This window comes from Azospirillum lipoferum 4B (assembly GCF_000283655.1).
Taxonomy (GTDB): Bacteria; Pseudomonadota; Alphaproteobacteria; order Azospirillales; family Azospirillaceae; genus Azospirillum; species Azospirillum lipoferum_C.
In genome coordinates, this window is the sequence record NC_016585.1 from 250,544 (window position 1) to 266,067 (window position 15,524).

The 15,524-nt window shown below is 67.0% G+C and carries 12 protein-coding genes; 1 reads left to right on the forward strand and 11 read right to left on the reverse strand.

The features are described from left to right. Nucleotide 1 precedes the first annotated feature (1 nt). From AZOLI_RS14890 to AZOLI_RS14925, 8 genes are all read right to left on the reverse strand, one after another. Nucleotides 2-1,747: a hydantoinase B/oxoprolinase family protein gene (locus AZOLI_RS14890; protein WP_014187991.1), complete on the reverse strand. Its 1,746-nt coding sequence runs from the start codon at nucleotides 1,745-1,747 to the stop codon at nucleotides 2-4. Continuing rightward, complete coding sequence (locus AZOLI_RS14895) at nucleotides 1,744-2,631, reverse strand: isocitrate lyase/phosphoenolpyruvate mutase family protein (protein ID WP_044551756.1); 888 nt, start codon at nucleotides 2,629-2,631, stop codon at nucleotides 1,744-1,746. The genes AZOLI_RS14890 and AZOLI_RS14895 overlap by 4 nt, the downstream gene beginning before the upstream one ends. A 110-nt stretch (nucleotides 2,632-2,741) precedes the next feature. Next, the gene (locus AZOLI_RS14900) at nucleotides 2,742-3,455 is read right to left on the reverse strand and encodes an ABC transporter ATP-binding protein (protein ID WP_014187993.1); all 714 of its coding nucleotides are present in this window, start codon (nucleotides 3,453-3,455) and stop codon (nucleotides 2,742-2,744) included. Continuing rightward, nucleotides 3,448-4,194: an ABC transporter ATP-binding protein gene (locus AZOLI_RS14905; protein WP_014187994.1), complete on the reverse strand. Its 747-nt coding sequence runs from the start codon at nucleotides 4,192-4,194 to the stop codon at nucleotides 3,448-3,450. The genes AZOLI_RS14900 and AZOLI_RS14905 overlap by 8 nt, the downstream gene beginning before the upstream one ends. Beyond that, the gene (locus AZOLI_RS14910) at nucleotides 4,181-5,179 is read right to left on the reverse strand and encodes a branched-chain amino acid ABC transporter permease (RefSeq protein ID WP_014187995.1); all 999 of its coding nucleotides are present in this window, start codon (nucleotides 5,177-5,179) and stop codon (nucleotides 4,181-4,183) included. The genes AZOLI_RS14905 and AZOLI_RS14910 overlap by 14 nt, the downstream gene beginning before the upstream one ends. After that, nucleotides 5,176-6,048 carry a branched-chain amino acid ABC transporter permease gene (locus AZOLI_RS14915; RefSeq protein WP_014187996.1) on the reverse strand — a complete coding sequence of 291 codons (873 nt, stop codon included), beginning with the start codon at nucleotides 6,046-6,048 and terminating at the stop codon, nucleotides 5,176-5,178. Before AZOLI_RS14915 ends, AZOLI_RS14910 begins: the two co-directional genes overlap by 4 nt. Nucleotides 6,049-6,158: 110 nt before the next feature. Next, on the reverse strand, nucleotides 6,159-7,403 hold the full coding sequence (locus AZOLI_RS14920; protein ID WP_014187997.1) for an ABC transporter substrate-binding protein: 1,245 nt from the start codon (nucleotides 7,401-7,403) through the stop codon (nucleotides 6,159-6,161). Between the two features lie 5 nt (nucleotides 7,404-7,408). Beyond that, entirely contained in the window at nucleotides 7,409-8,272 is an 864-nt protein-coding gene (locus AZOLI_RS14925) for a GntR family transcriptional regulator (protein WP_014187998.1), read from the reverse strand. A 499-nt stretch (nucleotides 8,273-8,771) separates the two neighbouring features. On the opposite strand from AZOLI_RS14925, the gene AZOLI_RS14930 reads away from it, so the two are divergent. Next, nucleotides 8,772-10,463 (forward strand): methyl-accepting chemotaxis protein, encoded by a 1,692-nt coding sequence (locus AZOLI_RS14930; protein WP_014187999.1) that lies wholly within the window; start codon nucleotides 8,772-8,774, stop codon nucleotides 10,461-10,463. A 61-nt stretch (nucleotides 10,464-10,524) separates the two neighbouring features. On the opposite strand, the gene AZOLI_RS14935 is transcribed toward AZOLI_RS14930, so the two are convergent. The 3 genes from AZOLI_RS14935 to adhE form a co-directional block, all read right to left on the reverse strand. Next, nucleotides 10,525-12,147, reverse strand: a complete 1,623-nt coding sequence (locus tag AZOLI_RS14935; protein ID WP_014188000.1) for an ABC-F family ATP-binding cassette domain-containing protein — start codon at nucleotides 12,145-12,147, stop codon at nucleotides 10,525-10,527. A 58-nt stretch (nucleotides 12,148-12,205) separates the two neighbouring features. Further along, the gene (locus tag AZOLI_RS14940; RefSeq protein WP_044551364.1) at nucleotides 12,206-12,451 is read right to left on the reverse strand and encodes a hypothetical protein; all 246 of its coding nucleotides are present in this window, start codon (nucleotides 12,449-12,451) and stop codon (nucleotides 12,206-12,208) included. A gap of 74 nt (nucleotides 12,452-12,525) precedes the next feature. Next, nucleotides 12,526-15,234, reverse strand: coding sequence for a bifunctional acetaldehyde-CoA/alcohol dehydrogenase (gene adhE, locus AZOLI_RS14945; RefSeq protein ID WP_014188002.1), 2,709 nt, complete (start codon nucleotides 15,232-15,234; stop codon nucleotides 12,526-12,528). Between the last annotated feature and the right edge of the window lie 290 nt (nucleotides 15,235-15,524).

Genomic DNA, 15,524 nt, shown 5'->3' on the forward strand with positions numbered 1-15,524 from the left:
GTCAGGCGGCGGGGAATTCGCGCAAGCTTGCGGTGGCGGCGATGTCGAGCGCGCCGTCGTCGGTCAGTGCCACGCCATAGGCGGTGCGCGCAGCCTCCCGGCCGAGATAGCCGAGCCGCACGTCGCGGGCCACGGCCTCCGCATCGCGCCGCTTCGGGTCGCCCCAGCCGCCGCCGCCGGGCGTCTCCAGCCGCACGCGCTGGCCGTCGCGGATCTTCACGTCGGTGACCTTGGAGGCCAGCGGTGGCGACTTCTCGCCCTCGTCGCTCTGCCAGGTGAAGCGGTTCAACGCCGCAGGGGTGCCGCCGGCCACGCCGAAGGGGGCGAAGACGCCGCGCTCGCCCAGCAGGAAGACGTCGGCGTCGGTCAGCGCCTCGATCTCGTAGACCGCGCCCAGCCCGCCGCGATGCAGGCCGGCCCCGGCGGAGTCCGGGCGCAGAGCCCATTGGGTGAACATCACCGGATAGGCGGCTTCGAGGATTTCCACCGGCGGAATGGTGGCGGTGGAGATCGGGTTGTTGGCGTGGTTCAGCCCGTCCGTCTCCGGATTGCCGCCCAGGCCGCCGCCGAAGAAGGAGAACATGACCCAGCGCGAGCCGTCCTTGCGGTAGCCGGCCAGCGACAGGGCATTGATGGTGCCGAAGGGGGCGGCGGTGGCGCGGGCCGGGTCGGCGAGGGCCAAGGCGCCGAACACCACGCCGATGACGCGCAGGATGGTCTCGGTATAGCCGCCGACCGGCTTGGGCGGCTTGACCGCCAGCAGGGTGCTTTCCGGGATGACGAAGGTGATCGGGTTGAGGCAGCCGGCATTGGCCGGCACGTCGGTGAAGACATGCTTCAGCGCGACGTAGCAGCAGGCCACCGCAGTCGAATAGGCGATGTTCAGCGGCCCGGCGCAGGGGGCGGATGAGCGCGAGAAGTCCAGCGTCATCCGGTCGCCGGCGATGGTCAGGTCCAGCGCGATCAGCAGCCTGTCGGCGGTGATGCCGTCATTGTCGAGATAGTCTTCGAAGCTGTAGACGCCGTCCGGCAGTTTGCCGATGGCGCTGCGCATCAGCGCGTCGGCCCGCGCGGTGAAGGCGTCGAAGGCGGCGGCGACCGTCTCCTCGCCATGCTCGTCCAGCAGTTCGGTCAAGCGGCGCACGCCGAGATCCAGCGCGTTCAGCTGGCCGTTCAGGTCGCCGTAGTTCGACACCGGCACGCGGGAATTGGCGGCGAGGATCGCCAGCAAATCATGGTTCATCACGCCGGCCTTGACCAGCTTCACCGGCGGGATGCGCACGCCCTCCTGGAAACTGTCGGTGGCGCGGGCGTTGAAGTTGCCCGGCACATTGCCGCCGATGTCGAGCCAGTGGCCGACCGACGCCATCCAGCAGAACAGCCGGCCATTGCGGAAGATCGGCCGCACCAGACGGAAATCGTTCAGGTGGGTGCCGCCGTCATAGGGATCGTTGAACAGGAAGATGTCGTCGGGATGCAGGTCGCCCTCGCGCGCCACCTTGTCGATCACTGCCTTGACCGCGAAGGCCATGGCGCCGACGAAGATCGGCAGGCCGTTGGTGCCCTGCACCAGCGTGGCTCCGGTTTCCGCATGGTAGAGGCCGTGGCAGGCGTCGCGCGCCTCGGCGATGATCGGGTTGAAGGCGGAGCGGTAGAGCGTCGCGTCCATCTCGTCGGCGATCTGCTCCAGCCGGCCCTTCAGGACGGCGAGCGTGACGGGATCGATTGCTGTGTTTCTGGTGGTCATGCTGCGTCCTCCCGCTTCGCGGGGCCAGAGTCCTTATAGGTTTCGCCGAGCGCCAGCATCTCCGGCGTGCCGATCAGGTCGTTCAGCGCGTTGAAATCGAACATGCGGTCGCGGAATGGCTGGGTGGTGCCGTGCTGCGCCAGCGAGGCGTAATAGTCCTGCGCCTGCCGGGCGAGCGCCCGCACGATGCCGCCGGGGAAGATCACCAGCCGATAGCCCAGCGCGCCCAACTCCGCCGCGGAGCTGATCGGCGTCTGCCCACCCTCCACCATGTTGGCCAGCAGCGGGCGGATGCCGCCCAGATCGGCGGCGATGGCGGACAGCTGCTCCCGGCTCTTGGGCGCCTCGACGAACAGCACATCGGCGCCGGCCTCGACATAGAGCCTGGCGCGGTCCAGCGCCGCGGAGACGCCCTCCACCGCCACCGCATCGGTGCGGGCGACGATCAGGGTGTTTTCGCTGGCGCGGGCATCGACCGCCGCCTTGATCTTGCCGGCCATTTCGCCGGCCGGAATCACCGCCTTGTCGGTCAGATGGCCGCAGCGCTTGGGAAAGCTCTGGTCCTCAAGCTGCAAGGCGGTGGCGCCGGCCCGCTCGAACATGCGCACGGTGCGCTGGACGTTCAGCGCGTTGCCATATCCGGTATCGGCATCGACGATCAGCGGCGTCGGCACCCGGTCGCGCACCAGGGCGATGGTGTCCGCCACCTCGCTGACCGAAACCAGCCCGATGTCGGGCCGGCCGAGCCGGGTGTAGGCGATGGCGGCACCGGACAGATACAACGCCTCGAAACCCGCACGCGCCGCCATCGAAGCGGTGAAGGCGTCGTAGACGCCGGGCGCCAGGACGACGCGGTCCTGGGCCAATCGGTCCCGGAAACTGATGCTGGGGACGGTCATGTCAAGCGCTCCCCCCGGCGCCGGTCCGCGATACGGTCGCGGCACCGCCGGGTCAGGGTTGGAAGATGTCGGGAGAGGGCCGGAGCGGGCATCGCTCACAGGCCGAGATAGGTGCGTTTCAATTCGGGGTCGCGCGCGATCTCGTCGGACGGTCCCGACAGCGCGAAGACGCCGTTTTCGAGGATGTAGGCCCGGCGGGCGACCTCCAGCGACTGGACGACATTCTGCTCCACCAGCAGGATCGCCAGCCCGTCGGCGTTCAGCTTGCGGATCAGCCCGAACATCTCCTCCACCACCAGCGGCGAAAGGCCGAGCGAGGGTTCGTCGAGGATCAGCAGACGCGGCTCCGCCATCATGCCGCGGCCGATGGCCAGCATCTGCTGCTCGCCGCCCGACAGGGTGCCGGCGAACTGCGCCTCGCGCTCCTTCAGCCGGGGGAATGTCGCGAAGATGCGCTCCAGGTTCCGCGCCCGGTTCGGCTTGCCGCGGCGGTAGCTGCCGAGTTCCAGATTCTCGCGGATCGACAGGTTGGGGAAGATCTTGCGGCCTTCCGGCACCTGGATCAGCCCCTCTTCCACGATGCGGGCGGCGGACCTGCCGTCGATGCGGGTGCCGCCGAAGCGGATTTCGCCTGTCCAGGCCGGCAGCACGCCCGACAGCACCTTGTTCAGCGTCGTCTTGCCGACGCCGTTGGAGCCGAGCACGGTGACGATCTCGCCGTCACGAACCGCCATGTCGATGCCGCGCAGCACCTCGGTCGCGCCATAGCCGGTCTTCAGGCCACGGATTTCCAGAAGTTGCTCAGCCATGGGCCGCCCCCTCCGCCTTCAGCCGGGCGGCGGCGCCGTGGCCGAGATAGGCCTCGATCACGCGGGCGTCGGCGCAGACGGCGGCGGGCGGTCCCTCGGCGATCATGCGGCCCTGGGCCAGCACATAGACGCGCTCGCACAGGTTCATCACCGCCTGCATGACGTGCTCGATCATCAGGATCGTCACCCCTTCGTCGCGGATGCCCCGGATCACCGGGATGATGTCGCGGATCTCCGACGGGTTCAGCCCGGCCAGCACCTCGTCCAGCAGCAGCAGCTTCGGTTCGGTGGCGAGCGCGCGGGCCAGCTCCAGCCGCTTGCGCCCGGCCACCGTCAGCCCGCCGGCCGGCCGGTCCAGCTCCGGCCCCAGCCCGACACGGCGCGCCACCTCGCGCGCCTTGGCGGTGGCGTCGGCCCGCTTGGCATGGCGCAGATAGGCGCCGACCGCGATGTTCTCGCACACCGTCAGCCCGGCGAAGGGCTGGACGATCTGGAAGGTGCGGCCGATGCCGCGCTCCGCCCTTCGGTGCGGCTCCTCGGACGTGATGTCGGTGCCCTCGAAGCGGATGCGTCCGTCGGTGGGGGCGATGAAGCCGGAGATCATCGAGAACAAAGTGGTCTTGCCGGCCCCGTTCGGACCGATCAGCCCGATGATGCCGCCGGGCTCCAGCGCCAGCGTCGCGCTGTCCACCGCCATCAGCCCGCCGAAACGCTTGGAGACGCCGTCAACGGCCAGCATGGGAAACCTCCTTGGGTCCGCGCGCCACCATCCCGCGGCCGCGGTCGCGCAGCCGCTCCAGCAGGCCCAGGATGCCGCCGCGGGCAAAGGCGACGGCCAGCACCAGCACGCCGCCGAAGACGATCAGGTCGATGCCGGGGATGCGGCCGGCGAACTGCTTGGCCACCTCGCCCAGCCCGTGCAGGGTCAGCGCCCCCACCACCGGGCCGAAGACGGTGCCGACGCCGCCGATGATCGGGGCCAGCAGAAGCTCCACCGAAATCCAGCTGCCATAGGCGATGTTGGCGTCGATGTAGAGGAAGTATTGGGCATAGAGGCATCCGGACAGCGCCGTCACGCCACCCGACAGGGCGATGGCGCGCAGCTTCACCTTCAGGCTGTCGACGCCCAGCGCCTTGGCGGCGTCCTCGTTCTCGCGCACCGCAACCAGCTGCGCCCCGAAGCGCGACCGTTGGATCCAGCGCGTCAGCAGCAGCACCGCGGCGACGAAGGCCAGCACCAGCCAATAGAAGACGGCGCGGTCGTCGAACTGCAAGTTGACCGCGCGGACGTCCAGCTTGATCAGCAGCCCCGCCGCACCGCCGGTGAAGGAGGCGGCATTGGCGAGGATGCGGAACACCTCGGCGAAGGCCAGCGTCACCAGCGCGAAGTAGGAGCCGCGCAGGCCCGACCGGAAGCTGAGGAAACCGATGGTCCAGCCGACCGCTCCGCCCGCCGCCGTCGCCAGCACCAGCCCGGCCCAGGCGTTGACGCCATAGCGCAGCTGCAGGATCGCCGTCACATAGGCGCCGGTGCCGAAGAAGGCGGCATGGCCGAAGCTGAACTGGCCGCCGAAACCGCCCAGGATGTTCCAGCCCTGCGCGCCCAGCGATACGATCAGCGTGAAGACCAGGAAGTTCAGCACCGTGCTGGACGTCACCACCAGCGGCAGCAGGGCGGCCAGGATGGTCAGGACGGCGATCGGGATCAGGTCGCGCGCGGTCATGCCTTGGCTCCGAACAGTCCGGTCGGCCGCACCAGCAGCACGGCGATGAAGATCAGGAAGATGCCGATCTGGCCCAGGCTGTCGCCCAGGAACAGGCCGCACAGGCTCTCCACCACGCCGATGAACAGGCCGCCCAGCAGCGCGCCGGGGATGGAGCCCATGCCGCCCAGCACCACCACGGTGAAGGCGACCAGCACGAAGGCGCCGCCGATGCGCGGGTTGACGTAGAAGGTCGGCATCAGCAGCCCCGCCGCGACGGCAAGGCAGGCGCAGCCGAGCCCGAAGGTGACGGCATAGATGTGCGGCACGTCGATGCCGACCAGATTGGCGCCCAGCTTTTCCTTGGCGACGGCGCGGATCGCCTTGCCGGTGTCGGTGCGGTTCAGCACCAGCCACAACAGCCCAGTCACCGCCACCGCCATCCCCAGCCCGATCACCCGCGGGTAGGACAGAAGCAGCGGCCCCAGCGCCACCACCTGAAAGGAATAGTCGGTGTCGAGCGTGCGGGTGTCCGACTGGAACAGCGCCAGCAGCACATTCTCCAGCATGATCGACAGGCCCAGCGTTACCAGCAGGATGTTGCCGTCGTCGCCATGGCTGGCCGGCCCGACGACGAAGCGCTGCAGGCCGTAGCCGAGCGCGAACATCAGCGGCACCAGCGGCAGGATGACCAGATAGGGGTCGATCCCCAGCCCGGCCCAGGCGCCCCAGACCGCGAACATCGCGCAGGTCAGCAGCGCGCCGTGGGCGAAGTTGATGATGTGGAGCACGCCGTAGATCAGCGTCAGGCCGAGTGCGATCAGCGCATAGACCGCACCGGTCATCAGACCGTTCAGCGCCGCTTCCAGGATGATCTGAGGTGAATACATGGCAGCCCGCGCATGAGGGGAATGACCCCCTCGCCCGTTCGGGCGGCCGGTTCGCGGCCAAGCCTGGACGGGCAAGGGGACTGCGGAGGTGCGACGGCGAAAAAAGGGAATCAGGCCGCCGGGAAGTTGGCCTTCGCCTCGGCGAATGCTTCGGGGAAGATCACCTTGATGTCGCTGCCCTGGATCTGGGTGTTGATCGGGGTGGCGCCCTCGTTCTGGCCGTTCACGAACTTCGTCGGGCCATAGGGCATGATGTGGCCGGCGAAGCTGGAGGCGTTCAGCGCCTCGATGATCTTCTTGCGGTCGGTGGAGGCGGCGCGTTCGATGGCGTCGGCCAGCAGCAGCAGGTTCGAATAGTTCAGCGGCACATTGTAGGCGAAGGATTTGCCCTGGCCTTCCACCGCCTTGCGCAGGGCCAGCGCCTTGGGGTTCTTCGGATCGTGCCAGTGGTTGCAGTCGATGACGTTCTGGGCCGCCTGCGGGAATTCCTTGACGAAGCGTCCGTTCGACGCCGCCCCGCCGAGAATGGCGTAGATGCCCTTCGGCTTGATGCGCTGCTGCTGCATCGTGCGGGCGAGCAGCACGAACTCGCCGTAGTAGTTCGACGGGATCACCAGATCCGGGTTCAGCGAACGGATGCGCAGCGCCACGTTGGACATGTCGCGCGCCGGCGTCGGGTGGGCGATGGTTTCCAGCACCTCGAAGCCGCGCTTGGGCAGTTCGGTCTGCAGCAGCTTGGCGAGGCCGGAGCCGAACAGCCCGTCCTCATGCACCAGCACCACCGTCCTGGCCGGCTTGCCCGCCCGCTCGTTGATGGCGGTCAGGTTGTCGAGCGCCACCTGCGTGACCTTGCCGAAGCCGGGGCTGAAGCGGAAGGTGTTGGTCAGGCCGCGCGCCATGATCTGGTCCGACACGCCGACATCGACCAGATAGGGCAGGTCGTAGCGTGCCGCCGCCTGCGACGCGGCGAGGCAGATCGGGCTGGCAAAGCCGCCGACGATGGCCGACACGCCTTCCGCCTGCATGCGTTCCACCTCCTGCGTGCCGGCTTCGGGCATGGACCGGGCGTCGCCGAACACCATCTCGATCCTGGCGCCGCCCAGGGACTTGATGCCGCCGGCCGCGTTGATCTCGTTGATCGCGATTTCGGCCCCCAGACGGCCGAGGTCGCCGTCATGGGCCAGCGCGCCGGTCACCGGCTGAAGGATGCCGATCTTCACCGCCGGGGTCTGCGCCCGCAGGATCGACGGGGCGGCCACCGGCACCGTGGCGAAGGCGGCGGCTGCGGCACCGGCCTTCAGCACGGTGCGGCGGGAAATCCCGCAAAGCGCGGGGTCCTGAACCGAACGTCCCATAACGCTCAACTCCTCTGTTTGATGACCCGCGGCGCGCGGGTGGGCTTTTCGCCCGATTTGCCTTTGTTGGTCTTGTCGGCTTTGTTCTTGTCGCTGCTGCGCGGCCAGCCCAGCGCCGGGCTCCAGCGCCGTTCGCCGTCGTTGCCGGTGCGCACGAGATCCATGTGAAAGCTGTAGCGGTCGGGCCGGTACTGCGCGTGCAGATGCTCGACGCCGCGGCCCGACGGCTCGTAGACGATGCGGGTCAGCGTCAGCAGCGGCGATCCGATCTCCAGATCCAGCGCCGCCGCGGCCTCGGGCCCGGCCAGCGTGGCGTTGATCGCCTGGGTTGCCCGGTCGGTTTCCACGCCCGACCGTTCGATCAGTTCCAGCAGCGGGCGCGCCGCCAGTTCGGCTTCCGAATAGGTCAGGCCGATCCATTCCGGCACATGGGTGGTCAGGTAGGAGAAGGGCTCCCCGTCGATCAGCCGCACGCGCACCGACCGCTGGACCCGCTCCCCCGGCCGCAGCCCCAGGCTCGCGGCGATGGTGTCGGATGGTACCAGATAGCCGAAGGACAGCAGCCTCACGTCGGTGCTGCGCCCCATGTCGATCAGGTGCGACAGCACGTTGGACAGGTCGGCGACGATGGGCCGGACGGTGCGCGTGTCGTGCACGAAGGTGCCGGAGCCGGGCTTGCGCTGCACCAGCCCTTCCTTTTCCAGCAGGTCGAGCGCACGGCGCACGGTGACCCGCGACACGGCATGTTCGGCCGCCAGCGTCGGCTCGCCCGGCAGGCGCGCGCCCGGCGGCAGTTCGCCGGCGACGATGCGGTCGCGCAGCAGCAGATAGATCCTGCGCGCCTTCAAAGGTTCGACCGCCGACTTCACGGTGCTCCGCCTCCCCCTGTCCGTTGGAAACCGGCTTCTGTCGCTGCATCAGACAGGAACCTGTATGATCTATAATACAGGTTTGGTCAACGGCGATGTTCGGAGCGTGAACGGTTCGTCAGACGAGCGGCAGAGGTGCGAATCGGTTGCCCGGAGTCGAACCGGGGGCACGCGACCTGCAATCGGTGCCGGGACCGATCCAAGCCGGTCTGAGGAACAAAGGATCGTCACAGAGCGATGCGTCGTTGTGGCAAGCGAACGCAAAAGAAGCGAAATTCCGGCTTTGCGCAATTTTTCTTGCATCAATCGGAATTGTCTTTCTGCGAGTTCGAAATGAAGCTCTACCCTGTTGCTGGAATGTAATAATATGAAAGCGCTGTCGTGAAATCAGGGTTTCCCTTAGCTTCAATCTTCGCTTTGAAATGGTATGTCTTTTATTATGGAGTGGTTATTTCCGTAACTGGACCGTGCATAGACGTCAACAGGGGGAGACAGACGAATGTCATGGGTCACCGACACCACCATCCGGGCCAAGGCGCTGGTCAGCTTTGCCCTGGTCATGCTGTTCACTCTCGGCCTCGGCGTCTTCGCCATCGAGCGGCTGTCCAGCGTGAACCACGAAGCGGCGGAAGTTCGGGACAACTGGCTGCCCAGCGTAAAGACCATCGGCCAGCTGCGTGCGGCTTTCGATTTCTACCGGATTCTCGAAGGCGCCCACATCTCCTCGCTGACGGCCGAGGACATGAAGGTCGAGGAAGACACCATGCAGGTGGCGCTGAGCGACCTTGCAACGGCAAAGCAGGCCTATGCGGCGCTCCTGACACCGGGATGGGAAACTGAGACTTACCGGAAGTTCGTCACGCTCTGGGAAAGCTACCTGTCCATCAGCCAGCAGAAGCTTCTGCCCTTCTCCCGCGGGAACCAGAACGAGGCGGCGGCGGCGCTCTATCGTGGCGACTCACGCACGGCGTACCGGGCGGCCAAGAAGGTGCTGGACGAACTGACGGAGTTCAACACCAGGAACGGAGCCCAGGCGGCCACCATCGGCGAGCAGATTTATCTGAGCAGCAGAATCCTGATCGTCGTGGCGCTCGGTATCACCATGGTGGTCTGCCTGGGGGCTGCCTGGATGATGATCGCCACGGTGTCGCGGCCGATCCAGGCGATCACCGGCACGATGAGCCGGCTTGCAGCCCGCGACCTGTCGACCGAGGTCACCGGCACCGGGCGGGGTGACGAGCTCGGCGCCATGGCCCGCGCGGTCCAGGTGTTCAAGGACGGGCTGGTGCAGGCCGACCGGATGGCGGCGGAGCAGGCGGCGGAGCAGGCGGCCAAGCAGCGCCGGACCGAGAAGATCGAGCAGCTGATCTCCCATTTCGACCGTGCGGCCGCTTCCGCCCTGCGCACCGTGTCGTCGGCCGCCTCCGAGTTGGACGCGACGGCGCAGAGCATGGTGGCGATGGCGCAGCAGACCAATTCCCAGGCCGGGGCCGTCGCGGCGGCGGCGGAGCAGACCAGCGCCAACGTGCAGACCGTCGCCACCGCGACGGAGCAGATGAGCAGCTCGATCCGCGAGATCAGCCAGCAGGTCGCCAACTCCACCCGCATCGCCGGGCAGGCCGTGGAAGAGGCGTCGCGGACCAACGACACGGTGCGCGGCCTGGCCGATGCCGCCCAGCGCATCGGCGACGTTGTGGCCCTCATCACCAACATCGCCAGCCAGACCAATCTGTTGGCGCTGAATGCCACCATCGAGGCGGCGCGGGCCGGCGAAGCGGGCAAGGGTTTCGCCGTCGTCGCCGGGGAAGTGAAGTCGCTGGCCGCCCAGACAGCCAAGGCGACCGACGAGATCGCCAGCCAGATCGCCGCGATCCAGTCCGCTACCTCCGGCGCCGTCGCCGCCATCGGCGGGATCAGCGGCACCATCACCAGCATCAACGACATCTCCACCGCCATCGCGGCGGCCATCGAGGAGCAGGGGGCGGCGACCAACGAAATCTCCCGCAACGTGCAGCAGGCCGCGGTCGGCACGCAGGAGGTTTCCGACAACATCACCCAGGTGACGCAGACCGCGGGCGAGACCGGCAGCGCCGCTGGTCAGGTCCAGTCGGCCGCCGGTGAACTGGCCCGGCAGTCCGAAACCCTGCGGCTCGAAGTGGAGCAGTTCCTGTCGTCGATCAAGGCGGCGTGACACAGGCGGGAGCGTCGTGCCGGCGGCCGGCGCTCCCGTCCAAACTCCCGGTGCTTTCGGATCAGCTGTGCAGGCCCGGCGCTTCCTGGCCGGTGCTCGCCACATATTCGGTATAGCCGCCGCCATACTGGTGGATGCCGTCCGGCGTCAGCTCCAGCACGCGGTTGGACAGCGCGGCCAGGAAATGCCGGTCGTGCGAGACGAACAGCATGGTGCCCTCATATGCCCCCAGCGCCGCGATCAGCATCTGCTTGGTGTCTAGGTCCAGGTGGTTGGTCGGCTCGTCGAGCACCAGGAAGTTCGGCGGGTTGAACAGCATGATCGCCATCACCAGCCGGGCCTTCTCGCCACCCGACAGCACGCGGCACTTCTTCTCCACATCGTCGCCGGAAAAGCCGAAGCAGCCCGCCAGCGCCCGCAGCGACCCTTGGCTCGCCTGCGGGAAATGGGCCTCCAGCGATTCGAAGATGGTCTGGTCGCCGTCCAGCAGTTCCATGGCGTGCTGGGAGAAATAGCCCATCCTGACGCTGCCCCCGACGGTGACGGTGCCGGCGTCGGGCTCGGTCGCGCCGGCGATCAGCTTCAGCAGCGTCGATTTGCCGGCGCCGTTGACGCCCATGACGCACCAGCGCTCCTTGCGGCGGATGGTCAGGTCGAACCCCTGGTAGATCGCCCGGCTGCCATAGCCCTTGTGCACGTTCTTCAGAACCGCGACGTCGTCGCCGGAGCGCGGGGCCGGCGGGAAGTCGAAGGTCACCACCTGACGGCGCTTGGGCGGCTCGAAGCGTTCGATCTTGTCCAGCTTCTTCACCCGGCTCTGCACCTGGGAAGCGTGCGAGGCGCGGGCCTTGAAGCGCTCGATGAACTTCAGTTCCTTCGCCAGCATGGCCTGTTGGCGTTCGAACTGCGCTTCCTGCTGCTTCTCCTTCAGCGCCCGCTGCTTTTCATAGAATGTGTAGTCGCCGGAATAGCTGGTCAGCGTTCCGCCGTCGATCTCGATGATCTTGGTGACGATGCGGTTCATGAACTCGCGGTCGTGCGAGGTCATCAGCAGGGCGCCCTCATAGCCCTTCAGGAAGCCTTCCAGCCAGATCAGGCTTTCGATGTCCAGATGGTTGCTCGGCTCGTCCAGCAGCATGGCGTCGGGCCGCATCAGCAGGATGCGGGCGAGCGCCACGCGCATCTTCCAGCCGCCCGACAGGCCGCCGACATCGCCGTCCATCATCTCCTGGCTGAAGCTGAGGCCGGCCAGAACCTCGCGCGCCTTGCCCTCCAGCTCGTAACCGCCAAGCTCGTCGAAGCGCGCCTGCACCTCGCCGTAGCGCTCGATGATGGCGTCCATCTCGTCTGCGCGGTCCGGGTCGGCCATCGCCGCTTCCAGCTCCGCCAGTTCGGCTGCGACGACGCTGACCGGACCGGCGCCGTCCATCACCTCGGCCACGGCGCTGCGGCCGGACATCTCGCCGACATCCTGGTTGAAATAGCCGATGCTGACCTGCTTCTCGATGGCGACCTGCCCACCGTCCGGCTGCTCCTCGCCGGTGATCATGCGGAACAGGGTGGTCTTGCCCGCACCGTTGGGACCGACGAGACCGATCTTCTCACCCCGGTTCAGCGCCGCAGAGGCCTCCAGGAAAAGAATGCGGTGACCATTCTGCTTGCTGACATTGTCGAAACGAATCATATCCGGCTGATATCCCGTGGCGTGGTTGGCCCCTTATGCCACAGGATGCACCGGCCGGTCAGCAGTCGCCGAGCGACCGTTCCATTTCCGAGACCAGACGGTCGGCCAGCCGGATGGAGCGGTGCAGGTCGTCCGCGCTCATGCCAAGGCCGGGATCCTCGACCACCGGGAAGCTCTCCGCCCGGTCGACGCCCATGGCGCGCGCGCAGACCAGCACCTCGTAGCTGCGGTTGTCTTCGTTGAACAGGCATTCGGTCTGGAAGCCGCGGGCGTCGCTTTCGGCCCACATGATCGCTTTGCTCATGGTTTTGATCCTTGGATGAGACGGGTTGGAGCAGGGCGGGGGAGTCCGGTTTGGCGGGCTCCCCCATCCCGCTGTCACTTGGCGAGCGCCGCTTCCTTGCGGGCACCGCCATCCTTGCGCGCGGCGGGTTTCGCCTGGGCCTGGGCCTGGGCCTGGACAGGAGCGGCATCCTGGGCGGACGGCTCGGCATAGGCGCGTCCATAGTAGCTGTCGAGCAGCAGCTGCCTGATCTCGGCGACCAGCGGATAGCGCGGGTTGGCGCCGGTGCACTGGTCGTCGAAGGCGGCCTCGGCAATCGCATCGACCCGCGCCAGGAACGCCGCCTCCGGCACCCCCGCCGCCTGGATCGAGGCCGGGATCTCCAAAGCCTGCTTCAGCTCCTCGACCCAGCCGATCAGCTTCTCGACCCGCTCATGGTCGCGGCTGCCGCCCAACTCCAGGTGCCGGGCGATCTGCGCATAGCGCGCCACCCCCTTGGGCCGGTCATACTGGCTGAACGCCGTCTGCTTGGTCGGAATGTCCGCCGCGTTGTAGCGGATCACGTTGGCGATCAGCAGCGCGTTGGCGATGCCGTGCGGAATGTGGAACTCCGCCCCCAGCTTGTGCGCCATCGAATGGCACACCCCCAGGAAGGCGTTGGCGAAGGCGATGCCGGCCAGCGTCGCCGCGTTGTGCACCAGCTCCCGCGCCTTCGGGTCCTTCGAGCCGTTGCGGTAGGCCGAGGGCAGGTTCTCCTTCAGCAGCTTCAGCGCCTGCAAGGCCTGCCCATCGGTGTACTCGTTCGCCACCACCGAGACATAGGCCTCCAGCGCGTGGGTCACCGCGTCGATGCCGCCCGCCGCCGTCAGGCCCTTGGGCATGTCCATCACCAGATTGGCGTCGATGATCGCCAGCGTCGGCGTCAGCTCGTAGTCGGCGATCGGATACTTGGTGCCGGTGCGCTCGTCGGTCACCACCGCGAAGGGCGTGACTTCGGAGCCCGTGCCCGAGGTGGTCGGCACCGCCACCAGCTGCGCCTTCACGCCCAGCTTGGGGAAGGTGTAGATGCGCTTGCGGATGTCCATGAAGCGCAGCGCCAGATCCTCGAACGCCACCTCGGGCGCCTCGTACATCACCCAGATGATCTTGGCGGCGTCCATCGGCGAGCCGCCGCCCAGCGCCAGGATCACGTCGGGCTGGAAGGCATTGGCCAGAGCCACGCCCTTGCGCACCACCGCCAAAGTCGGGTCGGCGCTGACCTCGAAGAAGGTCTCGACCTCCAGCCCCAGCGATTTCAGCACGCGGACGCTGTCGGCGACATGGCCGTTCTCGAACAGGAAGCGGTCGGTGACGATCAGGCAGCGCTTCTTGCCGCGCAGCTCCTCAAGCGCGAAGGGCAGGCAGCCGCGGCGGAAATAGATCGACTTGGGCAGCTTGTGCCACAGCATGTTCTCCGCCCTCTTCGCCACCGTCTTCTTGTTGATCAGGTGCTGCGGCCCGACATTCTCGGAGATCGAGTTGCCGCCCCAGGACCCGCAGCCCAGCGTCAGCGACGGCGCGAGGCGGAAGTTGTAGAGGTCGCCGATGCCGCCATGCGACGACGGCGTGTTGATCAAGATGCGAGCGGTCTTCATCTTGTCGCCGAAATGGCGGATGCGCTCGGCCTGCTGGTCCTGGTCGGTGTAGAGGACCGAGGTGTGGCCGATGCCGCCCAGCGCCACCAGGGCGGCGGCCTTGTCGCAGGCCTCGGGGAAGTCCTTGGCGCGGTAGAGCGCCAGGGTGGGCGACAGCTTCTCGTGGGCGAAGGGTTCGCTGTCGGCGATGTCGGTGACTTCGGCGATCAGCACCTTGGTGGCGTACGGCACGGTGAGGCCGGCCATGGCGGCGATGGCGTGGGCGGGCTGGCCGACGATGTCGGCGTTCAGATGGCCGTCGGTCAGCAGAACCTTGCGCACCGCGTCGGCCTCGCGGGCCGACAGGATGTAGCCGCCGTGATGGGCGAAGCGGTCGCGCACCGCGTCATAGACGGCATCGACCACCACCGCCGACTGTTCGGACGCGCAGACCACGCCGTTGTCGAAGGTCTTGGACATCAGGATGGAGGCCACCGCGCGCTTGATGTCGGCGAACTCGTCGATGACGGCCGGGGTGTTGCCGGCGCCGACGCCGATGGCGGGCTTGCCGGAGGAATAGGCGGCCTTGACCATGCCCGGCCCGCCGGTGGCGAGGATCAGGTTGATGTCGGGATGGTGCATGACGGCGTTGGAGAGCTCCAGCGAGGGCTCGTCGATCCAGCCGATGATGTCCTCGGGCGCGCCGGCCTCGACCGCGGCGGCGAGCACCAGGCGGGCGGCCTCGCAGGTCGATCTGCGGGCGCGGGGATGGGGGGAGAGCACCAGACCGTTGCGGGTCTTCAGCGCGATCAGCGCCTTGAAGATGGCGGTGGAGGTCGGGTTGGTGGTGGGGACGATGCCGCAGATCAGGCCGACCGGCTCGGCGATGGTGAGGATGCCGGCGTCGTCGTCTTCCGACAGCACGCCGCAGGTCTTGTCGTCCTTGTACTTGTTGTAGATGTATTCGGCGGCGAAGTGGTTCTTGATGACCTTGTCTTCCATCACGCCCATGCCGGTCTCCGCCACCGCCATCTTGGCGAGCGGAATGCGGGCGTCGGCGGCGGCCAGCGCCGCGCTGCGGAAGATCAGGTCGACCTTCTCCTGCGGATACTCGGCAAAGCGCGCTTGCGCCGCCTTCACCCGCGAGATCAGGGCGTTCAGGTCGGTGAGGGATTTGACAGTCGTAACCATGATCGGGCGTCTCCCGTCGGGTGTCGCCATGCGGCCGGCAAACGGGCCCGGAACCCGCCATATCGCGGTTCCATGCGGTATGTAGGAAACCTACATCGTCCCTGATGGGTTCGCAAGAGTGGTCATACCACTTGGCGAATGATTGATATGGATCATGTGCTGGGAAGTCTATGATCATAAATTAAGCATTGATCATATTATGGCTCTGGAATTCGTAATGTAGTTTAACTACATAAAATATAGATGCAGGATTTCTGGCGATGATCGCTTCAAAAAATCGATGAAATGAT

Coding starts and splice junctions, on each gene's coding strand:
- AZOLI_RS14910 (WP_014187995.1), bottom strand. CDS start 5,179: ATGACCGCGCGCGACCTGATCCCGATCGCCGTCCTGACCATCCTGGCC.
- AZOLI_RS14920 (WP_014187997.1), bottom strand. CDS start 7,403: ATGGGACGTTCGGTTCAGGACCCCGCGCTTTGCGGGATTTCCCGCCGC.
- AZOLI_RS14930 (WP_014187999.1), top strand. CDS start 8,772: ATGTCATGGGTCACCGACACCACCATCCGGGCCAAGGCGCTGGTCAGC.
- AZOLI_RS14935 (WP_014188000.1), bottom strand. CDS start 12,147: ATGATTCGTTTCGACAATGTCAGCAAGCAGAATGGTCACCGCATTCTT.
- AZOLI_RS14915 (WP_014187996.1), bottom strand. CDS start 6,048: ATGTATTCACCTCAGATCATCCTGGAAGCGGCGCTGAACGGTCTGATG.
- AZOLI_RS14900 (WP_014187993.1), bottom strand. CDS start 3,455: ATGGCTGAGCAACTTCTGGAAATCCGTGGCCTGAAGACCGGCTATGGC.
- AZOLI_RS14890 (WP_014187991.1), bottom strand. CDS start 1,747: ATGACCACCAGAAACACAGCAATCGATCCCGTCACGCTCGCCGTCCTG.
- AZOLI_RS14905 (WP_014187994.1), bottom strand. CDS start 4,194: ATGCTGGCCGTTGACGGCGTCTCCAAGCGTTTCGGCGGGCTGATGGCG.
- AZOLI_RS14940 (WP_044551364.1), bottom strand. CDS start 12,451: ATGAGCAAAGCGATCATGTGGGCCGAAAGCGACGCCCGCGGCTTCCAG.
- adhE (WP_014188002.1), bottom strand. CDS start 15,234: ATGGTTACGACTGTCAAATCCCTCACCGACCTGAACGCCCTGATCTCG.